Here is a 15,489-nt window from a genome sequence, read left to right as displayed (position 1 = left end):
CGCAGCAGACTCCGGAGACGCCATGGCGGCTCCGGGTTCGAATTCCCGCCGCGTCGGCCTGCCGCCGCTGGTGTGGGCATCGGCCGTCCTGCTGGTGGGCCTGCTGTGCACGGTGCTCGTCGCCCACCGGGAGTGGCGCGGGCTGCAGGAGAGCGCGGAAGCATCCCGGCGCGCGCTGGCGGATGCCGGCGCCACGCGCCTGCGGGTGCCGCTGGAACAGGCCGCCTCCACGCTGCGTGCGATGCAGACCGTGTTCCTGTCCAACGACCAGATGGACCAGGCACGCTTCAGCCAGTACCACGCCAGCCTGCGCAGCCCGCTGCCGCCGACCGCCTATACCTCGGTCGCGTTCGCACGCCGCTCGCCCGCCGGACAGCCGCTGGCCGACCATGTCTCCTATCGGTACGAGTTCGTTACGCCCTACGAGAGCAACTCGGCGCTGGTCGGCTTCGACATGGTCACGCAGCGGGCAAACCTGAGCGCCCTGCTGCGCGCACGCGACACCGATACCGTGGTGATCTCCGCGCCGTTCGCATTGCGCCAGACCACGCCAGTGGGCCAGAACCCGCTGGGCATCACCCTGCGCCTGCCGGTGTACTCCGACGGCCCCACGCCCACGTCGCCGAACCAGCGGCGTGCACGCGAGATCGGCGCGCTGGCCATCGGCATGCGCCTGCAACCGCTGGTCGAAAGCGCCCTGGCGGGGTCGGTGCTGGAAGGCTTCCGCGTGCGCATCTACGACGCGACGGCGCAGGCGCACCCGTTCTACGACTCCGGGACGCCGGTCGAGCCCGGTCTGCCGGTGCAGGTGCGACGGCTGGACTTCGGTGGACGGCAATGGCGCATGGAAATGGAGCCGCGCCCGCGCCCGATGGATCTCGGACGACTGCAGACCATCCTCGTCGGGGGCTTCGTCATCAGCCTGCTGCTGGCTGCACTGGTGTGGTCGCTGGCCACCACGCGGCGGCGGGCGATGGCGCTGGGCGAACAGATGAGCCGGCGCTACCGCGAGAGCGAACTGCGCTTCCGCGCGCTCAACGAACTGTTGCCCGCGCTGGTGCTGCTCGCCGACGCTCGCGACGGCCGCATCGTCTACGCCAACCAGGCGGCGCGCCTGCGCCTGGGCGATCCCACCGGCCTGCCGCTGTCGGCCCTGTTCTCCGATCCGCAACTCCAGCACCGTGCCCGCGACGCCGATGCCATCGGCAACGACTGGGGCAACCTGGAAGCCGTGTTGATGAGCCCTGCCGGCGACGCGTTCTGGGCGAGCGCCTCGATCGCGCAGGTGGACATGGACGGTGAGGCGCACCTGCTGATGGTGGCCACCGACATCTCCGAGCAGCGCGAGCTGACCGAACGCCTGAGCTACCAGGCCACGCACGACGCCCTGACGGAACTGTGCAACCGGCGCGAGTTCGAGCGGCGCGTGGAAGAAGCGCTGCACGAACGCAAGGGCCGTGCGACCAGCGACCCCTGCGCCCTGCTCTACATCGACCTGGACCAGTTCAAGCTGATCAACGACGTCTCCGGCCACATGGCCGGCGACCAGCTGCTCGCACAGCTCGCGCTCGCCATGCGCCAGCAACTGCGCGGCGGCGACGTGCTCGCGCGGCTGGGCGGCGACGAGTTCGGCCTGATGGCGTTCCACGTGGATGCCGAAGGCGCGCGCGCACTGGCCGAGCGCCTGCGCGAATGCATCGAGGCGTTGATGTTCGTCTGGCAGGACCGCACCTACACCGTCAGCGCCAGCATCGGCGTGGTGGTGGTGGACCAGCAGGAGCCCACCCTGAAGGACCTGCTGGCATGGGCGGACACCGCCTGCTACCTGGCCAAGGAAAACGGCCGCAACCGCGTGCACCTGTACCGCGAGGACAACGAGACCACGCGCCGCCACGGCGAAATGGAATGGGCCAGCCGCCTGCGCTGGGCGGTCGAGCAGGACCGCCTGCTGCTCGACTACCAGGAGATCGTGCCGCTGGATGGCAGCGACACCGCGACCAGCATCGAACTGCTGCTGCGCCTGCGCGACGAGGATGGCGGCGTGGTGCCGCCCGGCGCCTTCCTGCCCGCCGCCGAGCGCTACGGGCTGATGCCCGCGATCGACCGCTGGGTGATCCGCAACGCGCTTGCCCATTTCAGCCTGCTGCACGAATCCGGCATGCGCCTGGGCACCTGCGCGATCAACCTGTCCGGCGCTAGCATCGAGGACGAAGGCCTGGCCGACTTCATCCTCGCCCGCATCACCGAGTACGCGGTGCCCGCGCACACGCTGTGCTTCGAGATCACCGAAACCGTCGCGGTGCGCAACCTGCTGAAGGTCGTCAGCGTGATCGAGCGGCTGCGCCGCGCAGGGTGCCGCATCGCGCTGGACGACTTCGGCGCCGGCATGTCGTCCTTCGGTTACCTCAAGAACCTGCCGGTGGACCTGATCAAGATCGACGGCAGCTTCATCCGCGATCTGGAAACCGATCCGATGAGCCGCACCATCGTCAGCGCGATCGCGCAGATCGGTCACCAGCGCGGCCTCAAGGTGGTCGCCGAATGGGTCAGCAGCCCGCGGATGTGCGAGGCGCTGCGTGCGCTGGGCGTGGACTACGGCCAGGGCTATGCCCTGCACCGCCCGGAACGTGTGCTGTTCCAGCGCGAAGAGCCGCCGCCGCGCCGGCTGGCCGTGGTGCGCTGACGTCCCACCCAGGGGAAGCGACACCCGTCGTCGTCATGGGGCCCGGTTCCATCCGGTTCACGGCGTCACCTCGCGACCGGCATCGCTCCTCCACGACGTGGCCCGCATGGATGATGTCGGCAGCGAGACCCGCGCCCGCCCGCGCACTCCTCGTCAATGCGACGTGCGATCGCCCTCCACCGCCAACGGCCGCACGTGCTCCAGCAGGCTGACGAGCGTCCTGCCCGGCTCCTCCCACGGGATCATGTGGGCGGAACGCTCGAACCACACGCCCTGCTTGTATGGAGCGCGCACCTTCGCCAACCATGCCGCGGTGGGTTCCGAGGGCGTGGTGTAGTCGTGGCGTCCCATGAACATCACCACCGGGATGGGGAATGCCTCCACGCCGGTGAAGTCCACCCGCAGGAACTCGTCCAGCAACCGCCCCAGCGTGAACACGCTGCCGGCATTGATCGCACAGCGCGCGGCATCGTCGTAATCGGGTGACAGGCGCGGGCCCTGGAAGTAGTAAGTCGACGCGTCCCGGTACGCAGTCAGACCACCATAGAACTGCGGCCACTTGCGGGCGATGATGATGCGCTCGCGCGTGATCGGCTTGTCGCCGGGATACGGCGCGATGGATTCCATCTCGCGCACCGCCTCGGCATTGCCCTGCGCACGCGCGGTGCGCAGGCCGTAGTCGAAGCTCACCTGCTCGTTGGTGCGCACGTTGATGACCTGGCCGATGCCGACATAGGCATGGAACAGGTCCGGCCGCTGCAACGCCGCGTGCATCGCCACCACCGTGCCCCAGCTGTGCGCCATCAGCACCAGCTTGCGCTTGTGGTAGCGCGTGCGCAGGTACTCGGCGAGCGCGATCGCGTCGTCCACGTAGCGCTGCACGTGCAGGGTGTCGGCGACGGCCTCCTGCGGGTTCAACGTCAGCGTCTTTCCCGCGCCGCGCTGGTCGTAGTTGACGACGGTGAAGTATTCCTCCAGCGGGCGCTGGAACTGCCACAGCGTGGGGATGACTGGCGACGCCGGCCCCCCGTGCACGAACAACACCATCGGATTGTCGCGATCCTGTCCGCGCACGTTCACCCACTGGCGGATGCCGCCTATCTCGACGGCGTAGTCTTCCTGCACGCCGGTGGGCGCGACGATGCGACCGAGGTCGGCGACGATCTCCCGCGCAGGCGCATACGCCGAGCGATCCGGACAGGCGTCCTGCGCGCGCGCGGCGTGCGGCGCGCACAGCGCGGCGACCATCACCAGCGCGGACACGGTGTTCCTCACAGGCATTTCTCCAAGCATCACGGGGACATGACCAGTTTCATCGCGCCCGCACGCACCGGCGTGTGTCTTTGGTCCTGCCCGGGTGGCGCGCCGTCACGCTTCCTGCGCGGACGTGGCGCACGCGCGGATTCCGCCGCCCGCCCGATTGCGCTCTAATGCCCATGGGAGCAATGGGGGCATGGGTGCGGATGAAGGCGTGGATAGGGGCGGTCCTCCTGGTGGCCGCAAATCATGGCGTGCTGGCGCAATCCGCCACCTCCACGGCCGCACACGACGCGCATCATCAGCAGCCCCCCTCGCCGTCGACCCTCGGCAAGCACGGCCCGGCGCCGCGCGAGAAGCGCAAGCAGGGCGTGTCGCCCGGTTACGCGCGCCAGTGGCGTGCGGCGCTGGCGATGGGCGACCAGGGCGACGCAGCCGATGCGGACCGCGCACTCGCCCGGGTGATGGCGCATCGGGAGTTCACCACCCTGGTTGCGGGCGACCAGCGGGCGACCTGGTCGCGCGCGGCGTGGATGGCGACGCGCCTGGGCGACAACACGCGTGCGCGCCGCTGGGTCACGCGCGCCGTGGAGGCCGGCTCCGATGATCCCGACGACGTCTACCTGCTCGCGCAACTGGACGACCGCGACGGCGCGCACGAAGCTGCGGCGCGCCACCTGCGTGACTTCGCGGTGCGCTGGCCGCGCATGCTCCGCTATCTGGATACGGACTTCGTGCTGGGCGTCGCCCGGCAGGCGCCGCAGGATGCGCCCATCCGTCTGCACCTGCTGGAGGCGCTGCTGCAGTCCGGCTGGGATGCCAATGGGTTGGGTATCGGCGATCTGGGGTACCAGCTCGCCCTGCTGTACCAGGCGCGCAACGACATCGCGGGCGTCCGCCGCGCCATCGCCCTCACCACCTCGCCCGACGTACTGGTGAAGTTCCGCGTGGACCGGCGCTTCGATGGCGTCGTCGACCGCGACACCGAGGCACTCGACATCGAAGCCGCCGCGCGCCGGCGCGTGGCATCCCTGCGCACGCTGGCCGACAGGCGGCCACGCAGTCTCGAAATCCGCATGGAGCTCGGTTACGCGCTGTTGGCGACGGGCCAGCATGCAGAGACGGTCACGCTGGCGAACCAGACCCTGGCCGCACTGTCGGCCGCACCGGCGGACGCGCCCGCGTTCGAGGATCCGCACTACGCCGTGTGGGTGCTCAACAACCGTGCCATCGCACAGCGGCGGCTCGGCAAGCTGTACGACGCGCAGGCCGACCTGTTCCGCGGCACGCTGATGGCCGAATCGGGCGGCGCCAACGTCAGCCAGGTACTCAACCTGGGCCAGTTCCTCTGCCAGCGCGGCCGTCCTGACGAAGCCCTCGCCGCGGTCGGGCGGGTCGGCAACATGAGCGGTTACGGTCGCATGGTGCAGGCCTCCGTCGAACACTGCGCCGCCATCCAGCAACAGGATGGCACCGCCGCACGACGCGCACTCGACTACCTGCGCGACCATCGCGACGACGCGCAGGAGATCTGGATCCGGGCGCTGGTCGAAGCCGATCGCATGGACGACGCGGCGCAGGCCCTGATCGCCGCCCTTGCGGCACCCGCGACCCGCGGCGACATGCTGGCGGCCGTGCAGGACTGGCGCGAACCCGCCGCACTGCCCGCGTTCGTCTCCGTGCAGGACCGCTGGCGTGCCCTGCTGTCCCGCGAAGACGTGCGCCGGGCGGTGGCGGCCGTCGGCCGCATCGAACGCCAACCGATCTTCACCCACGGCGGCATCTGACGCGACGCGCCCGCTTCAGACGTGCGCCATCCATTGCCGCAGCACGGCCTGCAGCGCCGCAGCGCGCGTGTCCACGTCCTGTGTGCCGACGAACGAAACCGTTGCGCGGTCGGCGGCCATCCAGGTCAGCAGTCCGTCGGGATCGTGGATGGCGCCCTCGGGCATCGTGCGCTTCGCCGCGCCCAGGTGCAGCACCAGCAGCACGCTGTCCCGCCGGCGCAGCTGCATCGTGGCGAAATGACGACCGTCCACGTGGAAACTCGGCGCGTTCCACTTGATGCCTTCGCCGATGCGCGGATCGGCCGCCTGGATCACGGCGCGCAGTCGGCGGATCGCGGCGTCCTGCGGATGCTCCAGTTCCCTCAGGAAGGTATCCACATCGGTCGATGGCGTGCGTGCGGGCATGGGGAATGGCCTTGCTGTCGTCGCCGCGCGGATGGCGCCAGGACGACCGTACAGCGTGTTGCAGCGGATGCCCAGCGGGATTCCCGTCCGACGGGCGGCGGCGGATGCGCCAGTGGAATTGATCGGAATCAACGTACCCGTCTCGCCGCCGGCGTACGGTGAAGCTTCATCAGGTACGGGAGCATCGATATGGACAGCACCATGAAGGCCGCCGTCGTGCGGGAATTCGGCAAGCCGCTGGTGATCGAGGAAGTGCCGGTGCCACGCCCTGCGGCAGGCGACATCCTGGTGAAGATCGAAGCCTGCGGCGTCTGCCACACCGACCTGCATGCGGCCGAAGGCGACTGGCCGGTGAAGCCCAGCCCGCCCTTCATTCCCGGACACGAAGGCGTGGGCCACGTGGTCGCGGTCGGCGCCGGCGTCAGCCACGTGAAGGAAGGCGACCGCGTCGGCATTCCGTGGCTGTATTCCGCGTGCGGGTATTGCGAGCACTGCCTCGGCGGCTGGGAGACGCTGTGCGAAGCGCAACAGAACACCGGCTATTCGATCAACGGCGGCTTCGCCGAATACGCATTGGCCAACGCCGGCTACGTCGGCCACCTGCCGGAGAACATCAGCTTCGTCGAGATCGCGCCGATCCTGTGCGCCGGTGTCACCGTGTACAAGGGCCTGAAGGTCACCGACACCAAGCCGGGCGACTGGGTGGTGATCTCCGGCATCGGTGGACTCGGCCACATGGCCGTGCAGTACGCGAAAGCGATGGGACTGAACGTGGCCGCCGTGGACGTGGACGACAGCAAGCTCGATCTCGCACGCCGGCTCGGCGCGACCGTCACGGTCAACGCGATGACCGTCGATCCGGCCGCCTTCCTGAAGAAGGAGATCGGCGGCGCGCACGGCGCGCTGGTCACCGCGGTGTCGCCGAAGGCCTTCGAACAGGCCATCGGCATGGTCCGTCGCGGCGGCACCGTCTCGCTCAACGGGCTGCCGCCGGGGCAGTTCCCGCTCGACATCTTCGGCATGGTGCTCAACGGCATCACCGTGCGCGGTTCCATCGTCGGCACGCGGCTGGACCTGCAGGAGTCGCTGGACTTCGCCGCGAGGGGCAAGGTGGCGGCGACGGTGGCGACCGAACGGCTGGAGAACATCAACGACGTGTTCGCGCGCATGCATGCCGGCACCATCGAAGGCCGCATCGTGCTGGACATGGCGGCCTGAAGCACGCGGCATTCACTCCGCCGGTGGCACCACGCTGGCGGGCTCCGCCTCGCTGCGCGTGGCGACGGCGGTGCTGCCCTGCCGTGCCGCCGGCAAGGGCTGGATGCGCAGGCCGCGATGACGGCACACGTCAACCGCCTGATACAGCGCGCGCCGGCCGTTGGCGAATTCCACCCGCACGTCGTGCAGGCACTGGTCGCTGGCCAGCTGCACCGTCACCGCGCCCCCACCGCCGGCAACAGGCTCGCCCTGCAGCAGTTCTTCCCAGGCCGTGCCTCCGGCGGGCGCGGCCGAGACCGATACCAACCGGTCGTGCGCGCGGTTGATGAGGTCCAGGTAGTGCATGCGTTCGCCTGCGAAGGCGGACGTGGCGGAACAGGCAGCGATGACGGGGACGATGACGGACAAGCGGCGCATGGCGTGATCTCCGAGGGGATGGGTGCCATCGGACATGCGGGTCACGCGCGCCGGGGCCACGCCATCACGCGCCGCGTCGGCCCGCGCGACAACGGATCCGTGACGGATCGTCGTGCCGGCGGGGCGAATCGTAGTCCGTGACGTTCGCGCCTTTCCGGCCGTCGCGGCGGGGCCTACGATGCCCGCACCTTCCGGGAACACGTGCATGAAGATCCGACTCGGCAGCATGGAGGTGCGACTGTCCCGCTACCTGGGTCTCTGGGCGGTCGTGGTTGTCGTGTTCGCTGCGCAGGGCTGCGTCAACGATGCCGTCAACGGCCATCTGTGGTCGCCCGGCGACTACCTGCGCTGGTGGTCGATCCAGTGGCTGACCTGGGCGGGACTCGCGCCGCTGGTGTTCCGCCTGGGCGAACGCCATCCCATTCCGTTCCCGCCCCGGCTGAGCGCGCTGGTCCGGCACGTGGGCTACAGCCTGGCCGTGACCCTGCTGGCGGTGGTCATCGGCGCCCTGGTCTCGACGCTGTTCGAACCCAGCAGCTTCGGCCAGCAACTCATACAGTTCATCAGCAAGCATTACGCCATCGGCCTGCTCGCCTACTGGACCCTGTTGGCCGTGCAGCAGCTGCTGCATTTCCAGGCCGAGAAGGCACGGCGCGAGATCGAGGCCACGCGCCTGGCCACCGAGCTGGCGCAGTCGCGGCTGCAGGTGCTGAAGACCCAGCTGCAGCCGCACTTCCTCTTCAATACGCTGCACGCCATCATCACCCTGCTCGACGAGGACACGCTGTCGGCGGAAGACATGCTGCTGCGGTTGAGCGAACTGCTGCGCGCATTCCTGGAGGACTACGACGGCCAGGAAATCCCGCTGCGGCGCGAACTGGAACTGCTCGAGCTGTATCTCGGCATCCAGCGGCGACGCTTCAAGGACCGCCTGACCACGCGCATCCACGTGGCGCCGGACGTGCTGGACGCGGCCGTGCCCAGCCTGGTGCTGCAGCCGATCGTGGAGAACGCGATCCGTTACGGCATCGGCCAGCACGTCGGCGACGATTGCGTCGAGATCGACTGCCGGCGCGAAGGCGACGCGCTGTGCATCGACGTACGCAACTACAACAGCACGCTGGACGAAGGCGGCCATGCCGGCGGCCATGGCATCGGCCTGTCCAACACGCGGCTGCGCATGCGCGAACTCTACGGCGATGCCGCGAGCCTGCGCCTGGACCTGATCGTGCCGCGCGGCGTGGCCTGCCGCCTGCGCGTGCCGTTCCACGAGATGGACGAAGATCCGTTGCCGGAGCATGTGCCCGCATGAGCCTGACCGCGCTGGTGATCGATGACGAACCGATCGCGCGGCACGCGGTGCTGCGGCTGCTGCGCGAAGACCCGGACATCGAGGTGGCGGGCGAATGCGGGGACGGCGTTTCCGCGGTGGCGGCGATCCGCGACCTGTCGCCGGACCTGGTGTTCCTGGACATCCAGATGCCGGCGATCACCGGCCTGGACGTAGTCGCCACCATCGGTGCGTCGCGCATGCCGGCGACGGTGTTCGTGACGGCATACGAGCAGTTCGCGGTGCGCGCCTTCGAGGCGAACGCGGTGGATTACCTGGTCAAACCGTTCAGCCGCGACCGCTTCGCCGACACACTGCGCCGTGCGAAGCAGCGGCTGGCCACCGCGCGCGGCGCCGATGCCGACGCCACCGCCCGCATCATGCAGGCCCTCGCATCGCTGCAGCAGCGCGATGCCTACCTGGAGCGGATCCCCGTGCGCGAGGACGAGCGCGTGGTGCTGGTCGACGTGGACGACATCGTCTGGATCAAGGCCAGTGGCAACACCGTGCGCCTGCACCTGGCCGACCGCGTGCACGAACTGCGCGAGACCATGGCCGCGCTGGCCACGCGACTGGACCCGCGCCGCTTCGCGCGTGTGCACCGCTCGGCCATCATCAACATCCGCCGGGTGAAGGACATCCATCCGTGGTTCAACGGGTATCACGTGGTCACCATGGATACCGGCCAGCAGTTGCGCATGAGCCGCTACCAGCACGACGCCTTCCTGAAACTGGCTACCCTCCGGCGCGAGGACTGACCGGCGCATCGCCGTCGATCATGCGTGCTGCCTGCGCCTTCCCCGCGGCCAGCGCGTCATGGCAGGTGAAGTAGCCGCGGCTTCCATCCACCCAGGCATCGCTCCATGCACCGCCCTGCACGGCGCGCACGCGCACCGCGAGCGACCATGGCTGGCGGTCGTCGGGCCGCTCGATCACCACTTCCACCAGATGCCCGCGAAGGGTCGACAGGTCCACCTTCTTCTGCATGCGCGTGTTTCCGGCAACGTGAGGTTCCGCCCTGCCTGGCCTGCGCTCCGGTCCACCCTGGTTCATCGGGACCAACGCGGAAACCCGGCGCCGCGGGCCAGCTATTCCGATGCCACGCCCGCCAGCGCCAGCACCCACCCGGACACCACTGGCTCGCCGGCATAGAACTCCTTGGGTTTCTTCTCGGCCATCGCCCAGCGGTGCAGCCAGCTGGGGCCGAAGCGGCCGTTGTAGCCCTCCTCGCCGCGGGCGTACGCGGGGTCGCGCAGCGCTTCGTCCAGCGTCACCACCCGGTAGCCGCGCCGTTGCACGCCGGCCACGAGTTCGGCGTAGGCCACCGCGTTGAGCTCGTTGGCATGCAGCAGCCACACCTGCGGCAACGCATGGCCCAGCAACGCCTGCGATTGCCGTTCGTAGTAGTCGACCTTGTTGAGCATGTAGGGGATGTAGCCGCGGCGCAGGCGCTCCAGCGTGGCGGCGCGCGCCGGCGTATCCGGCTGGCCGTCCAGCACGTTGGCATAGGCGAAGGCCCAGACCCATTCGCCGTTGTCCACCGTCACCGGCGCGATGCGGTAGCCGTGTTCGCCGAGGAACGCGGACAGCGTGGCACGGTCTTCCGGCGTGCGTCCCGCGCGCAGATAGGGATGGCGGAACCAGCGCGGCACCTGTCCGCGTTCCGCCAGCAGCGGGCGCAGCACGCGCTCGCCATCCAGGATGTCCTGCTGGAACGCAGGCAGGCCGACCGCATGCAGGTCGAGGTGGCCATGGGTGTGGTTGCCCAGTTCGAAGCCCGCCTCCAGCCAGTCGCGCAGCATCGCCACGCGCGCGGGCTGCACCTGGCCATCGATCTCCAGCTTGCCTTCGTTGACGAACCCCACCACCGGCACGCCGGCCTGCTCCAGCTGCGCCATCAACTGCGCGTGCCTTGCCGGCAATTCGGCTTCCGGCGTCTTGCCCATGCGCTGCCATGGCAGGTCGTCGATGGTGATGGCGATGCGGCGATCAGGTTCGGCGGCGTGCGCGCTCAACGCAAACGCAGACACCAGCAGTACACGCAGGAGGAAGGACACGCACGATCCAGGGCAGCCGGCGGAGCGGCGAGCTTACCGTCCGCCATGGCCCTACCGCCAGACGGCTCAGGACGTGACCGTTGATTCCGCCCGCAGTCGCGCATCGAGGGCGGCACGCAGGCCGGGATGGTCCGGCACGCGGATGCCGAACTCATCCTGCAGCACCGCGATCACGGCATCGGCATCCGGCAGGCTGCGCCGTTCGCTCGCATGGCCGAGGCGATGGAGCGCGAAGCTGCCGTTGTTGAGCGTCCTGCGCCAGCCCGGCCCGGTGCGCGCGGCGCGCAGCTGGCCCAGGAACGGCGAGTCCGGATGCGTGCTGACGTACCAGTTGCCGACGATGTAGTCGATCTCGGCCTGCGGTTGCAGGTCGAACACGTACATCGCCCGCCACTCGCCGGCCACCTGGGCGCGCAGGGTGTGCAGACCGTCATGCCGGGTGATGCGGTATGGCTCGTGCGGCGTGGTCTGCACGTCCTCGGTGTCCAGCCGCAGCGGTGCGGTGGGCACCATGCCGCCGAAGCCGACATCGGCGATATGGCGCTGGCCGTCCACGGTGACCAGCACCAGCAGATGGGTACGCGCGGTCAGTTCGTCCTCCGGCCCTCCCATCACCACGCGCGCCGTCAGGCCGCGTGCGTCGAACCCCAGGTGTTGCAGCAACGCCAGGAAAACGCGGTTGAGTTCATAGCAGTAGCCGCCGCGACCTTCGTGCAGCAGCTTGTGCTGGATGGCCGGCAGGTCGAGCGGCACGGGCAGGTGCAGCAGGGTGGACAGGGTTTCGAACGGGAACGTGGCGGTATGCCGCTGCTGCAGCGCGCGCAGGGTTTCCAGCGTGGGCGGCGGCGCGCGGTCATGACCCAGGCGTTGCAGGTACAGCGCGATGTCGGTGAGGGTGTCGGTCACGGCGGTCTCCTTGTTCGGCAGGCGGCCACTGTGCGACCTCAAGCGCGATTGAGGTCAAGGCGTTCCGCCGGACGCATCCTCCACGGCGTCCATCGCCGACCATTTCCATACCTTCATGCCGCGTGATGACGCCGTGTCCTGCGGATGCGGCATCATGCGTAGGTAAGGATCACCGACTCTCAGGATCATCTGATGCGTGCATGGCTGTTGCTGCCCTTCCTGCTGCTGACCTCCGGTGCCGTGTATGCGGCCGATGCCTGCCCGCAGTTGGCGCAACAGACACCGTCGGACGTCGCCACCCGCATCGCCGCGGTCGCTTGCCGCGAGCACCTGATGTGGTACCGCCCCTTCATCGACCGCGAGGGCAAACTGGCGAACGCGCCGATGGCGGAGGCGGAGTCCTCGTTGTTGTCGCTCGGCGATGACCGCGCCTGGCAACGCGTCGCGCGCTACTGGCGCGACAGCGGCCTGCTCGGCGCCATCGGCCACCGCCGCGGTGCGACCGAGTGCCTGTACGCCTCCGCCACCGGTCCGCAGGCCGAAGCCTGCCGCGGCTTCGTGGTGGACACGCCGTGGTCGGCCGCCTTCATCTCGTGGGTGATGCGCGAAGCCCGGGTGCCGGGCTTCCGCGGTTCCAGCCGCCACTTCACCTATGTGCAGGCGGCGTTCCAGGACCCGTCGACCAACGCCTTCGACGTCATCGACGTGGCGAAGGCCAAGCCGATGGTCGGCGACATGATCTGCTACGTGCGCCAGTCCGGCCGCCTGTTCGGCCATGAGGGTCTGCTGCCGGTGCTGCGCAGCGGCGGTCCGCTGGACATGCATTGCGACATCGTGGTGGCGGTGAACCCGAACAACGACAGCACGGCGTACGCGATCGGCGGCAACGTGCAGCAGGCCGTGACCATGCGGATGCTGCCGCTGAACCGCAATGGCGAGTTCTGGGGTGGCCTGCCGCTGCGGATCGGCGACGGCACGCTGTGCGCGCCGGACAACGAGGCCGCATGCAGCATGAACCGCCAGGACTGGGCGGCGATCCTGCGGCTCAAGCCGCCGGCGGAACTGGCGAAGCTGCCGAGTGCGCTGCCGCCGGTGCAGGACGCGCCGGGCAGTGGATCACCCGAGAAGGCGGAATGCTGCATTCACTGCGTCGTCGGGTCGGGCGTGCCAAGGTGCCCGGCGGAAGCCACCTCGCCCGCCACCACGGACACCCCATGAAGACCCTGCCCCGCCTCCCCGTCGCTCGTCTCGCGACCCTCGCCGCGACCGTGATGCTGGCCGCCTGCACGACCACGCCACCCACCTCCAGCCCCACGCTCGCGGCCGGCCAGCAGGCCACCGTCAACGGCACCGTCGTCAGCGTGGACACCACGCCATGGACCTACGACGGCAGCGCCGTGGTGAAGATCGCGGCGACCAATGGTCAAGTCGATGTGCATCTGCCCGCCCGCTGGAACCTGTGCAAGGCTCCGCCGCCGGACGATGTGCAAGCGTTGAAAGCGGGCGATCGCGTGCAGGCCACCGGTACCGTTACCGGGGATGGCGCGCTGGTGGTCTGCGAGAACGCGGAACACGTGCTGCGCAAGGTGCCATGATTCCGTAGGGCGGGCCCCGGCCCGCCACTCCGGGATATCAAACTGGCTGAGCAACCCGATCCGGCGGAACCACATTTCCAGCGGCACGGTCACCAGCCGCCGCTCAGTAGGTCGTCTGCTGTCGCTGCAATCCCGCGCCAATGACGGGTGCAAACAGATCCACTATCCTGGAAAGCGGGGTCGGGAGTGGACGCATGGCAATCGAAGACGGTGTAGCTGGGGAGTCGTGGTCGGCGGCTGAGGTCGAGATCACGGTCCTTGCCTACTTGCGCATGCTTCGAATGCAAGAACTGGGACAGACCTTCGTCAAGGCTGAGGTCATTCGACAGCTTGCCAGCCAGATCCCGGCACGGAACACGGGCGCCATCGAGTACAAGTTCCGCAACATCAGCGCTGTCCTTCATGCACTGGGCGTGCAGTCCGTGTCGGGCTACAAACCGCTCGCAAACGTTCAGAAGCTTCTGATCGATGTGGTCGGCGAGCTATTGCCGCGGGATGCTGTGTTAGACCAAGCCGCCATCCGAAGCGTTGAAACCGCTGCCGAACCACCCTTGATAACTGATTTCTCAGATTTCGTGGTCGGGGTTCCGGCGCCGAGGTATCGCGTCAACGATGCAGCCGCCGCAGCCATTCAACGCATTGCGATCAAGCGGGATTACCTGGAGCGAGAGGCAAGGAATCGTTCACTTGGGCATGCAGGCGAACTACTTGTCATGGAGTTTGAAGCCCGCAGACTCTTCGATGAGGGCGCCAAGCAACTCGTCGACCGGATTGAACATACGTCCAAGGTGAAGGGCGACGGGCTCGGCTTCGACATACTTTCATACGATGTCGACGGCCGCGAAAGGTTCATTGAGGTAAAGACCACGTCCTATGACCCGGAAACGCCCTTCTTCGTGAGTTCAAACGAGGTTGGCTTTTCGGAAGAGGCTGTTGACCAGTTCTACCTCTACCGCTTGTTCAACTTCCGCAAGAGTCCAAGCATGTTCTCGCTCAACGGTCCAATTTCGGCAAGTTGCCTGCTCGATCCGGTGAGCTACCGCGCAACGCTCGTGGGCAATTGAGCGCGGCAGCGACGTAGGGCGGGCCCCGGCCCGCCGCTTGGGGACATCACGTACGCACGCTGAGCAACCCGATCCGCCGGAACCACATCTCCAGCGGCACGGTCACCAGCGGCGGCACGGCGGCGATGACGGCCAGCAGCGTGGCCCACCACGGCCAGCGCAGGCGCAGCGCCGACAGCACGGTGACCACGACGTAGAACAGGAAGGCGCCACCATGCAACGGGCCGAAGATCTTCACGCCCAGTTCGTTGCCCACCGGGCCGTACTTGAGCCACATGCCGATCAGCAGACCGGCCCAGGTGAAGCCTTCGATGAAAGCAGCGACAGCGAACAGGCGCCCGGCGGGCGCGAGGGGACGGGACATGCAGAGCTCCAGTGAGGGGTGCCGGATGCGATGGCGGCTGCGACGCTCGCTGGCGGTTGGGATTTTAAAGGCTTGAGTCCGAGACATGCATGAAAGCCAGAACTATCCGCTTGATCAGTATTGCGATGCCCATAAATTGAGCACGAGGTGCACTCATTGATAGTTCTGTCATTGGCTAAATCAACCTCGAAGACTCAGAGCGATCTTGGCATGACGGCGCTCGACTTCTTTCCGCCTTTCATGAACCAGCTAAACATGCAGACAACTTCAAGGACTCAACATGAAGTTGGACAAACTTCTCGTAAGTACGTTTACGTAAGCCTTGCCGTGTAGAGTGGCCTTGTTGCAAGAGCAACGAGCGAAATTACTCTTCAAAGCATTACGATAAGTGATCTTTCCACTAAAG

The 15,489-nt window shown here is 67.9% G+C and carries 15 protein-coding genes; 8 read left to right on the top strand and 7 right to left on the bottom strand.

The genetic code is table 11. The features are described 5' to 3' along the window. Window positions 1-22: 22 nt before the first annotated feature. On the top strand, window positions 23-2,683 hold the full coding sequence (locus OY559_RS01620) for a bifunctional diguanylate cyclase/phosphodiesterase (protein WP_277728414.1): 2,661 nt from the start codon (window positions 23-25) through the stop codon (window positions 2,681-2,683). A gap of 153 nt (window positions 2,684-2,836) precedes the next feature. Here OY559_RS01620 and OY559_RS01615 read toward each other — a convergent pair whose 3' ends face one another. Next, window positions 2,837-3,958, bottom strand: a complete 1,122-nt coding sequence (locus tag OY559_RS01615) for an alpha/beta fold hydrolase (RefSeq protein ID WP_277728413.1) — start codon at window positions 3,956-3,958, stop codon at window positions 2,837-2,839. Between the two features lie 218 nt (window positions 3,959-4,176). On the opposite strand from OY559_RS01615, the gene OY559_RS01610 reads away from it, so the two are divergent. Next, a complete protein-coding gene (locus tag OY559_RS01610) occupies window positions 4,177-5,727 on the top strand; it encodes a tetratricopeptide repeat protein (RefSeq protein ID WP_277728412.1) in 1,551 nt (516 codons plus the stop codon). A gap of 15 nt (window positions 5,728-5,742) precedes the next feature. Here OY559_RS01610 and OY559_RS01605 read toward each other — a convergent pair whose 3' ends face one another. Next, entirely contained in the window at window positions 5,743-6,132 is a 390-nt protein-coding gene (locus OY559_RS01605; protein ID WP_277728411.1) for a DUF1801 domain-containing protein, read from the bottom strand. A gap of 189 nt (window positions 6,133-6,321) precedes the next feature. On the opposite strand from OY559_RS01605, the gene adhP reads away from it, so the two are divergent. Next, the gene (gene adhP / locus OY559_RS01600) at window positions 6,322-7,350 is read left to right on the top strand and encodes an alcohol dehydrogenase AdhP (RefSeq protein ID WP_277728410.1); all 1,029 of its coding nucleotides are present in this window, start codon (window positions 6,322-6,324) and stop codon (window positions 7,348-7,350) included. A 12-nt stretch (window positions 7,351-7,362) separates the two neighbouring features. Here adhP and OY559_RS01595 read toward each other — a convergent pair whose 3' ends face one another. After that, window positions 7,363-7,767, bottom strand: coding sequence for a hypothetical protein (locus OY559_RS01595; protein ID WP_277728409.1), 405 nt, complete (start codon window positions 7,765-7,767; stop codon window positions 7,363-7,365). Window positions 7,768-7,972: 205 nt separating this feature from the next. Here OY559_RS01595 and OY559_RS01590 point away from each other — a divergent pair, with 205 nt between their 5' ends. Together OY559_RS01590 and OY559_RS01585 are read left to right on the top strand one after the other, a co-directional pair. Then, on the top strand, window positions 7,973-9,079 hold the full coding sequence (locus OY559_RS01590) for a sensor histidine kinase (RefSeq protein WP_277728408.1): 1,107 nt from the start codon (window positions 7,973-7,975) through the stop codon (window positions 9,077-9,079). Next, window positions 9,076-9,855 carry a LytR/AlgR family response regulator transcription factor gene (locus tag OY559_RS01585; RefSeq protein WP_277728407.1) on the top strand — a complete coding sequence of 260 codons (780 nt, stop codon included), beginning with the start codon at window positions 9,076-9,078 and terminating at the stop codon, window positions 9,853-9,855. The genes OY559_RS01590 and OY559_RS01585 overlap by 4 nt, the downstream gene beginning before the upstream one ends. Here the strand turns inward: OY559_RS01585 and OY559_RS01580 are convergent. The 3 genes from OY559_RS01580 to OY559_RS01570 all read right to left on the bottom strand — a co-directional run bounded on the left by OY559_RS01580 (window position 9,833) and on the right by OY559_RS01570 (window position 12,060). Next, window positions 9,833-10,084: a hypothetical protein gene (locus tag OY559_RS01580; RefSeq protein WP_277728406.1), complete on the bottom strand. Its 252-nt coding sequence runs from the start codon at window positions 10,082-10,084 to the stop codon at window positions 9,833-9,835. The two genes, OY559_RS01585 and OY559_RS01580, sit on opposite strands and share 23 nt — an antisense overlap. A 101-nt stretch (window positions 10,085-10,185) precedes the next feature. Continuing rightward, entirely contained in the window at window positions 10,186-11,154 is a 969-nt protein-coding gene (locus OY559_RS01575) for a polysaccharide deacetylase family protein (RefSeq protein WP_277728405.1), read from the bottom strand. 66 nt (window positions 11,155-11,220) lie between these two features. Further along, window positions 11,221-12,060, bottom strand: coding sequence for an arylamine N-acetyltransferase family protein (locus OY559_RS01570; RefSeq protein ID WP_277728404.1), 840 nt, complete (start codon window positions 12,058-12,060; stop codon window positions 11,221-11,223). Between the two features lie 192 nt (window positions 12,061-12,252). Here OY559_RS01570 and OY559_RS01565 point away from each other — a divergent pair, with 192 nt between their 5' ends. From OY559_RS01565 to OY559_RS01555, 3 genes are all read left to right on the top strand, one after another. After that, on the top strand, window positions 12,253-13,278 hold the full coding sequence (locus OY559_RS01565; RefSeq protein ID WP_277728403.1) for a DUF2272 domain-containing protein: 1,026 nt from the start codon (window positions 12,253-12,255) through the stop codon (window positions 13,276-13,278). Continuing rightward, entirely contained in the window at window positions 13,275-13,655 is a 381-nt protein-coding gene (locus OY559_RS01560) for a hypothetical protein (RefSeq protein ID WP_277728402.1), read from the top strand. The genes OY559_RS01565 and OY559_RS01560 overlap by 4 nt, the downstream gene beginning before the upstream one ends. A 194-nt stretch (window positions 13,656-13,849) precedes the next feature. Continuing rightward, complete coding sequence (locus tag OY559_RS01555) at window positions 13,850-14,719, top strand: protein NO VEIN domain-containing protein (RefSeq protein WP_277728401.1); 870 nt, start codon at window positions 13,850-13,852, stop codon at window positions 14,717-14,719. A gap of 46 nt (window positions 14,720-14,765) precedes the next feature. Here OY559_RS01555 and OY559_RS01550 read toward each other — a convergent pair whose 3' ends face one another. Continuing rightward, window positions 14,766-15,083 (bottom strand): DUF3817 domain-containing protein, encoded by a 318-nt coding sequence (locus tag OY559_RS01550; RefSeq protein ID WP_277728400.1) that lies wholly within the window; start codon window positions 15,081-15,083, stop codon window positions 14,766-14,768. Window positions 15,084-15,489 lie beyond the last annotated feature (406 nt).

Source organism: Pseudoxanthomonas sp. SE1 (assembly GCF_029542205.1).
Classification (GTDB): Bacteria; Pseudomonadota; Gammaproteobacteria; order Xanthomonadales; family Xanthomonadaceae; genus Pseudoxanthomonas_A.
The sequence above is the reverse complement of the archived record's forward strand: the minus strand, read 5'-3'. Positions and strand labels throughout refer to the sequence as shown.

Bases quoted from the DNA above. Each gene is read 5' to 3' on its own strand.
- OY559_RS01620 (WP_277728414.1), top strand. From the start codon at position 23: ATGGCGGCTCCGGGTTCGAATTCCCGCCGCGTCGGCCTGCCGCCGCTG.
- OY559_RS01605 (WP_277728411.1), bottom strand. From the start codon at position 6,132: ATGCCCGCACGCACGCCATCGACCGATGTGGATACCTTCCTGAGGGAA.
- adhP (WP_277728410.1), top strand. From the start codon at position 6,322: ATGGACAGCACCATGAAGGCCGCCGTCGTGCGGGAATTCGGCAAGCCG.
- OY559_RS01595 (WP_277728409.1), bottom strand. From the start codon at position 7,767: ATGCGCCGCTTGTCCGTCATCGTCCCCGTCATCGCTGCCTGTTCCGCC.
- OY559_RS01590 (WP_277728408.1), top strand. From the start codon at position 7,973: ATGAAGATCCGACTCGGCAGCATGGAGGTGCGACTGTCCCGCTACCTG.
- OY559_RS01585 (WP_277728407.1), top strand. From the start codon at position 9,076: ATGAGCCTGACCGCGCTGGTGATCGATGACGAACCGATCGCGCGGCAC.
- OY559_RS01580 (WP_277728406.1), bottom strand. From the start codon at position 10,084: ATGCAGAAGAAGGTGGACCTGTCGACCCTTCGCGGGCATCTGGTGGAA.
- OY559_RS01565 (WP_277728403.1), top strand. From the start codon at position 12,253: ATGCGTGCATGGCTGTTGCTGCCCTTCCTGCTGCTGACCTCCGGTGCC.
- OY559_RS01560 (WP_277728402.1), top strand. From the start codon at position 13,275: ATGAAGACCCTGCCCCGCCTCCCCGTCGCTCGTCTCGCGACCCTCGCC.
- OY559_RS01555 (WP_277728401.1), top strand. From the start codon at position 13,850: ATGGCAATCGAAGACGGTGTAGCTGGGGAGTCGTGGTCGGCGGCTGAG.
- OY559_RS01550 (WP_277728400.1), bottom strand. From the start codon at position 15,083: ATGTCCCGTCCCCTCGCGCCCGCCGGGCGCCTGTTCGCTGTCGCTGCT.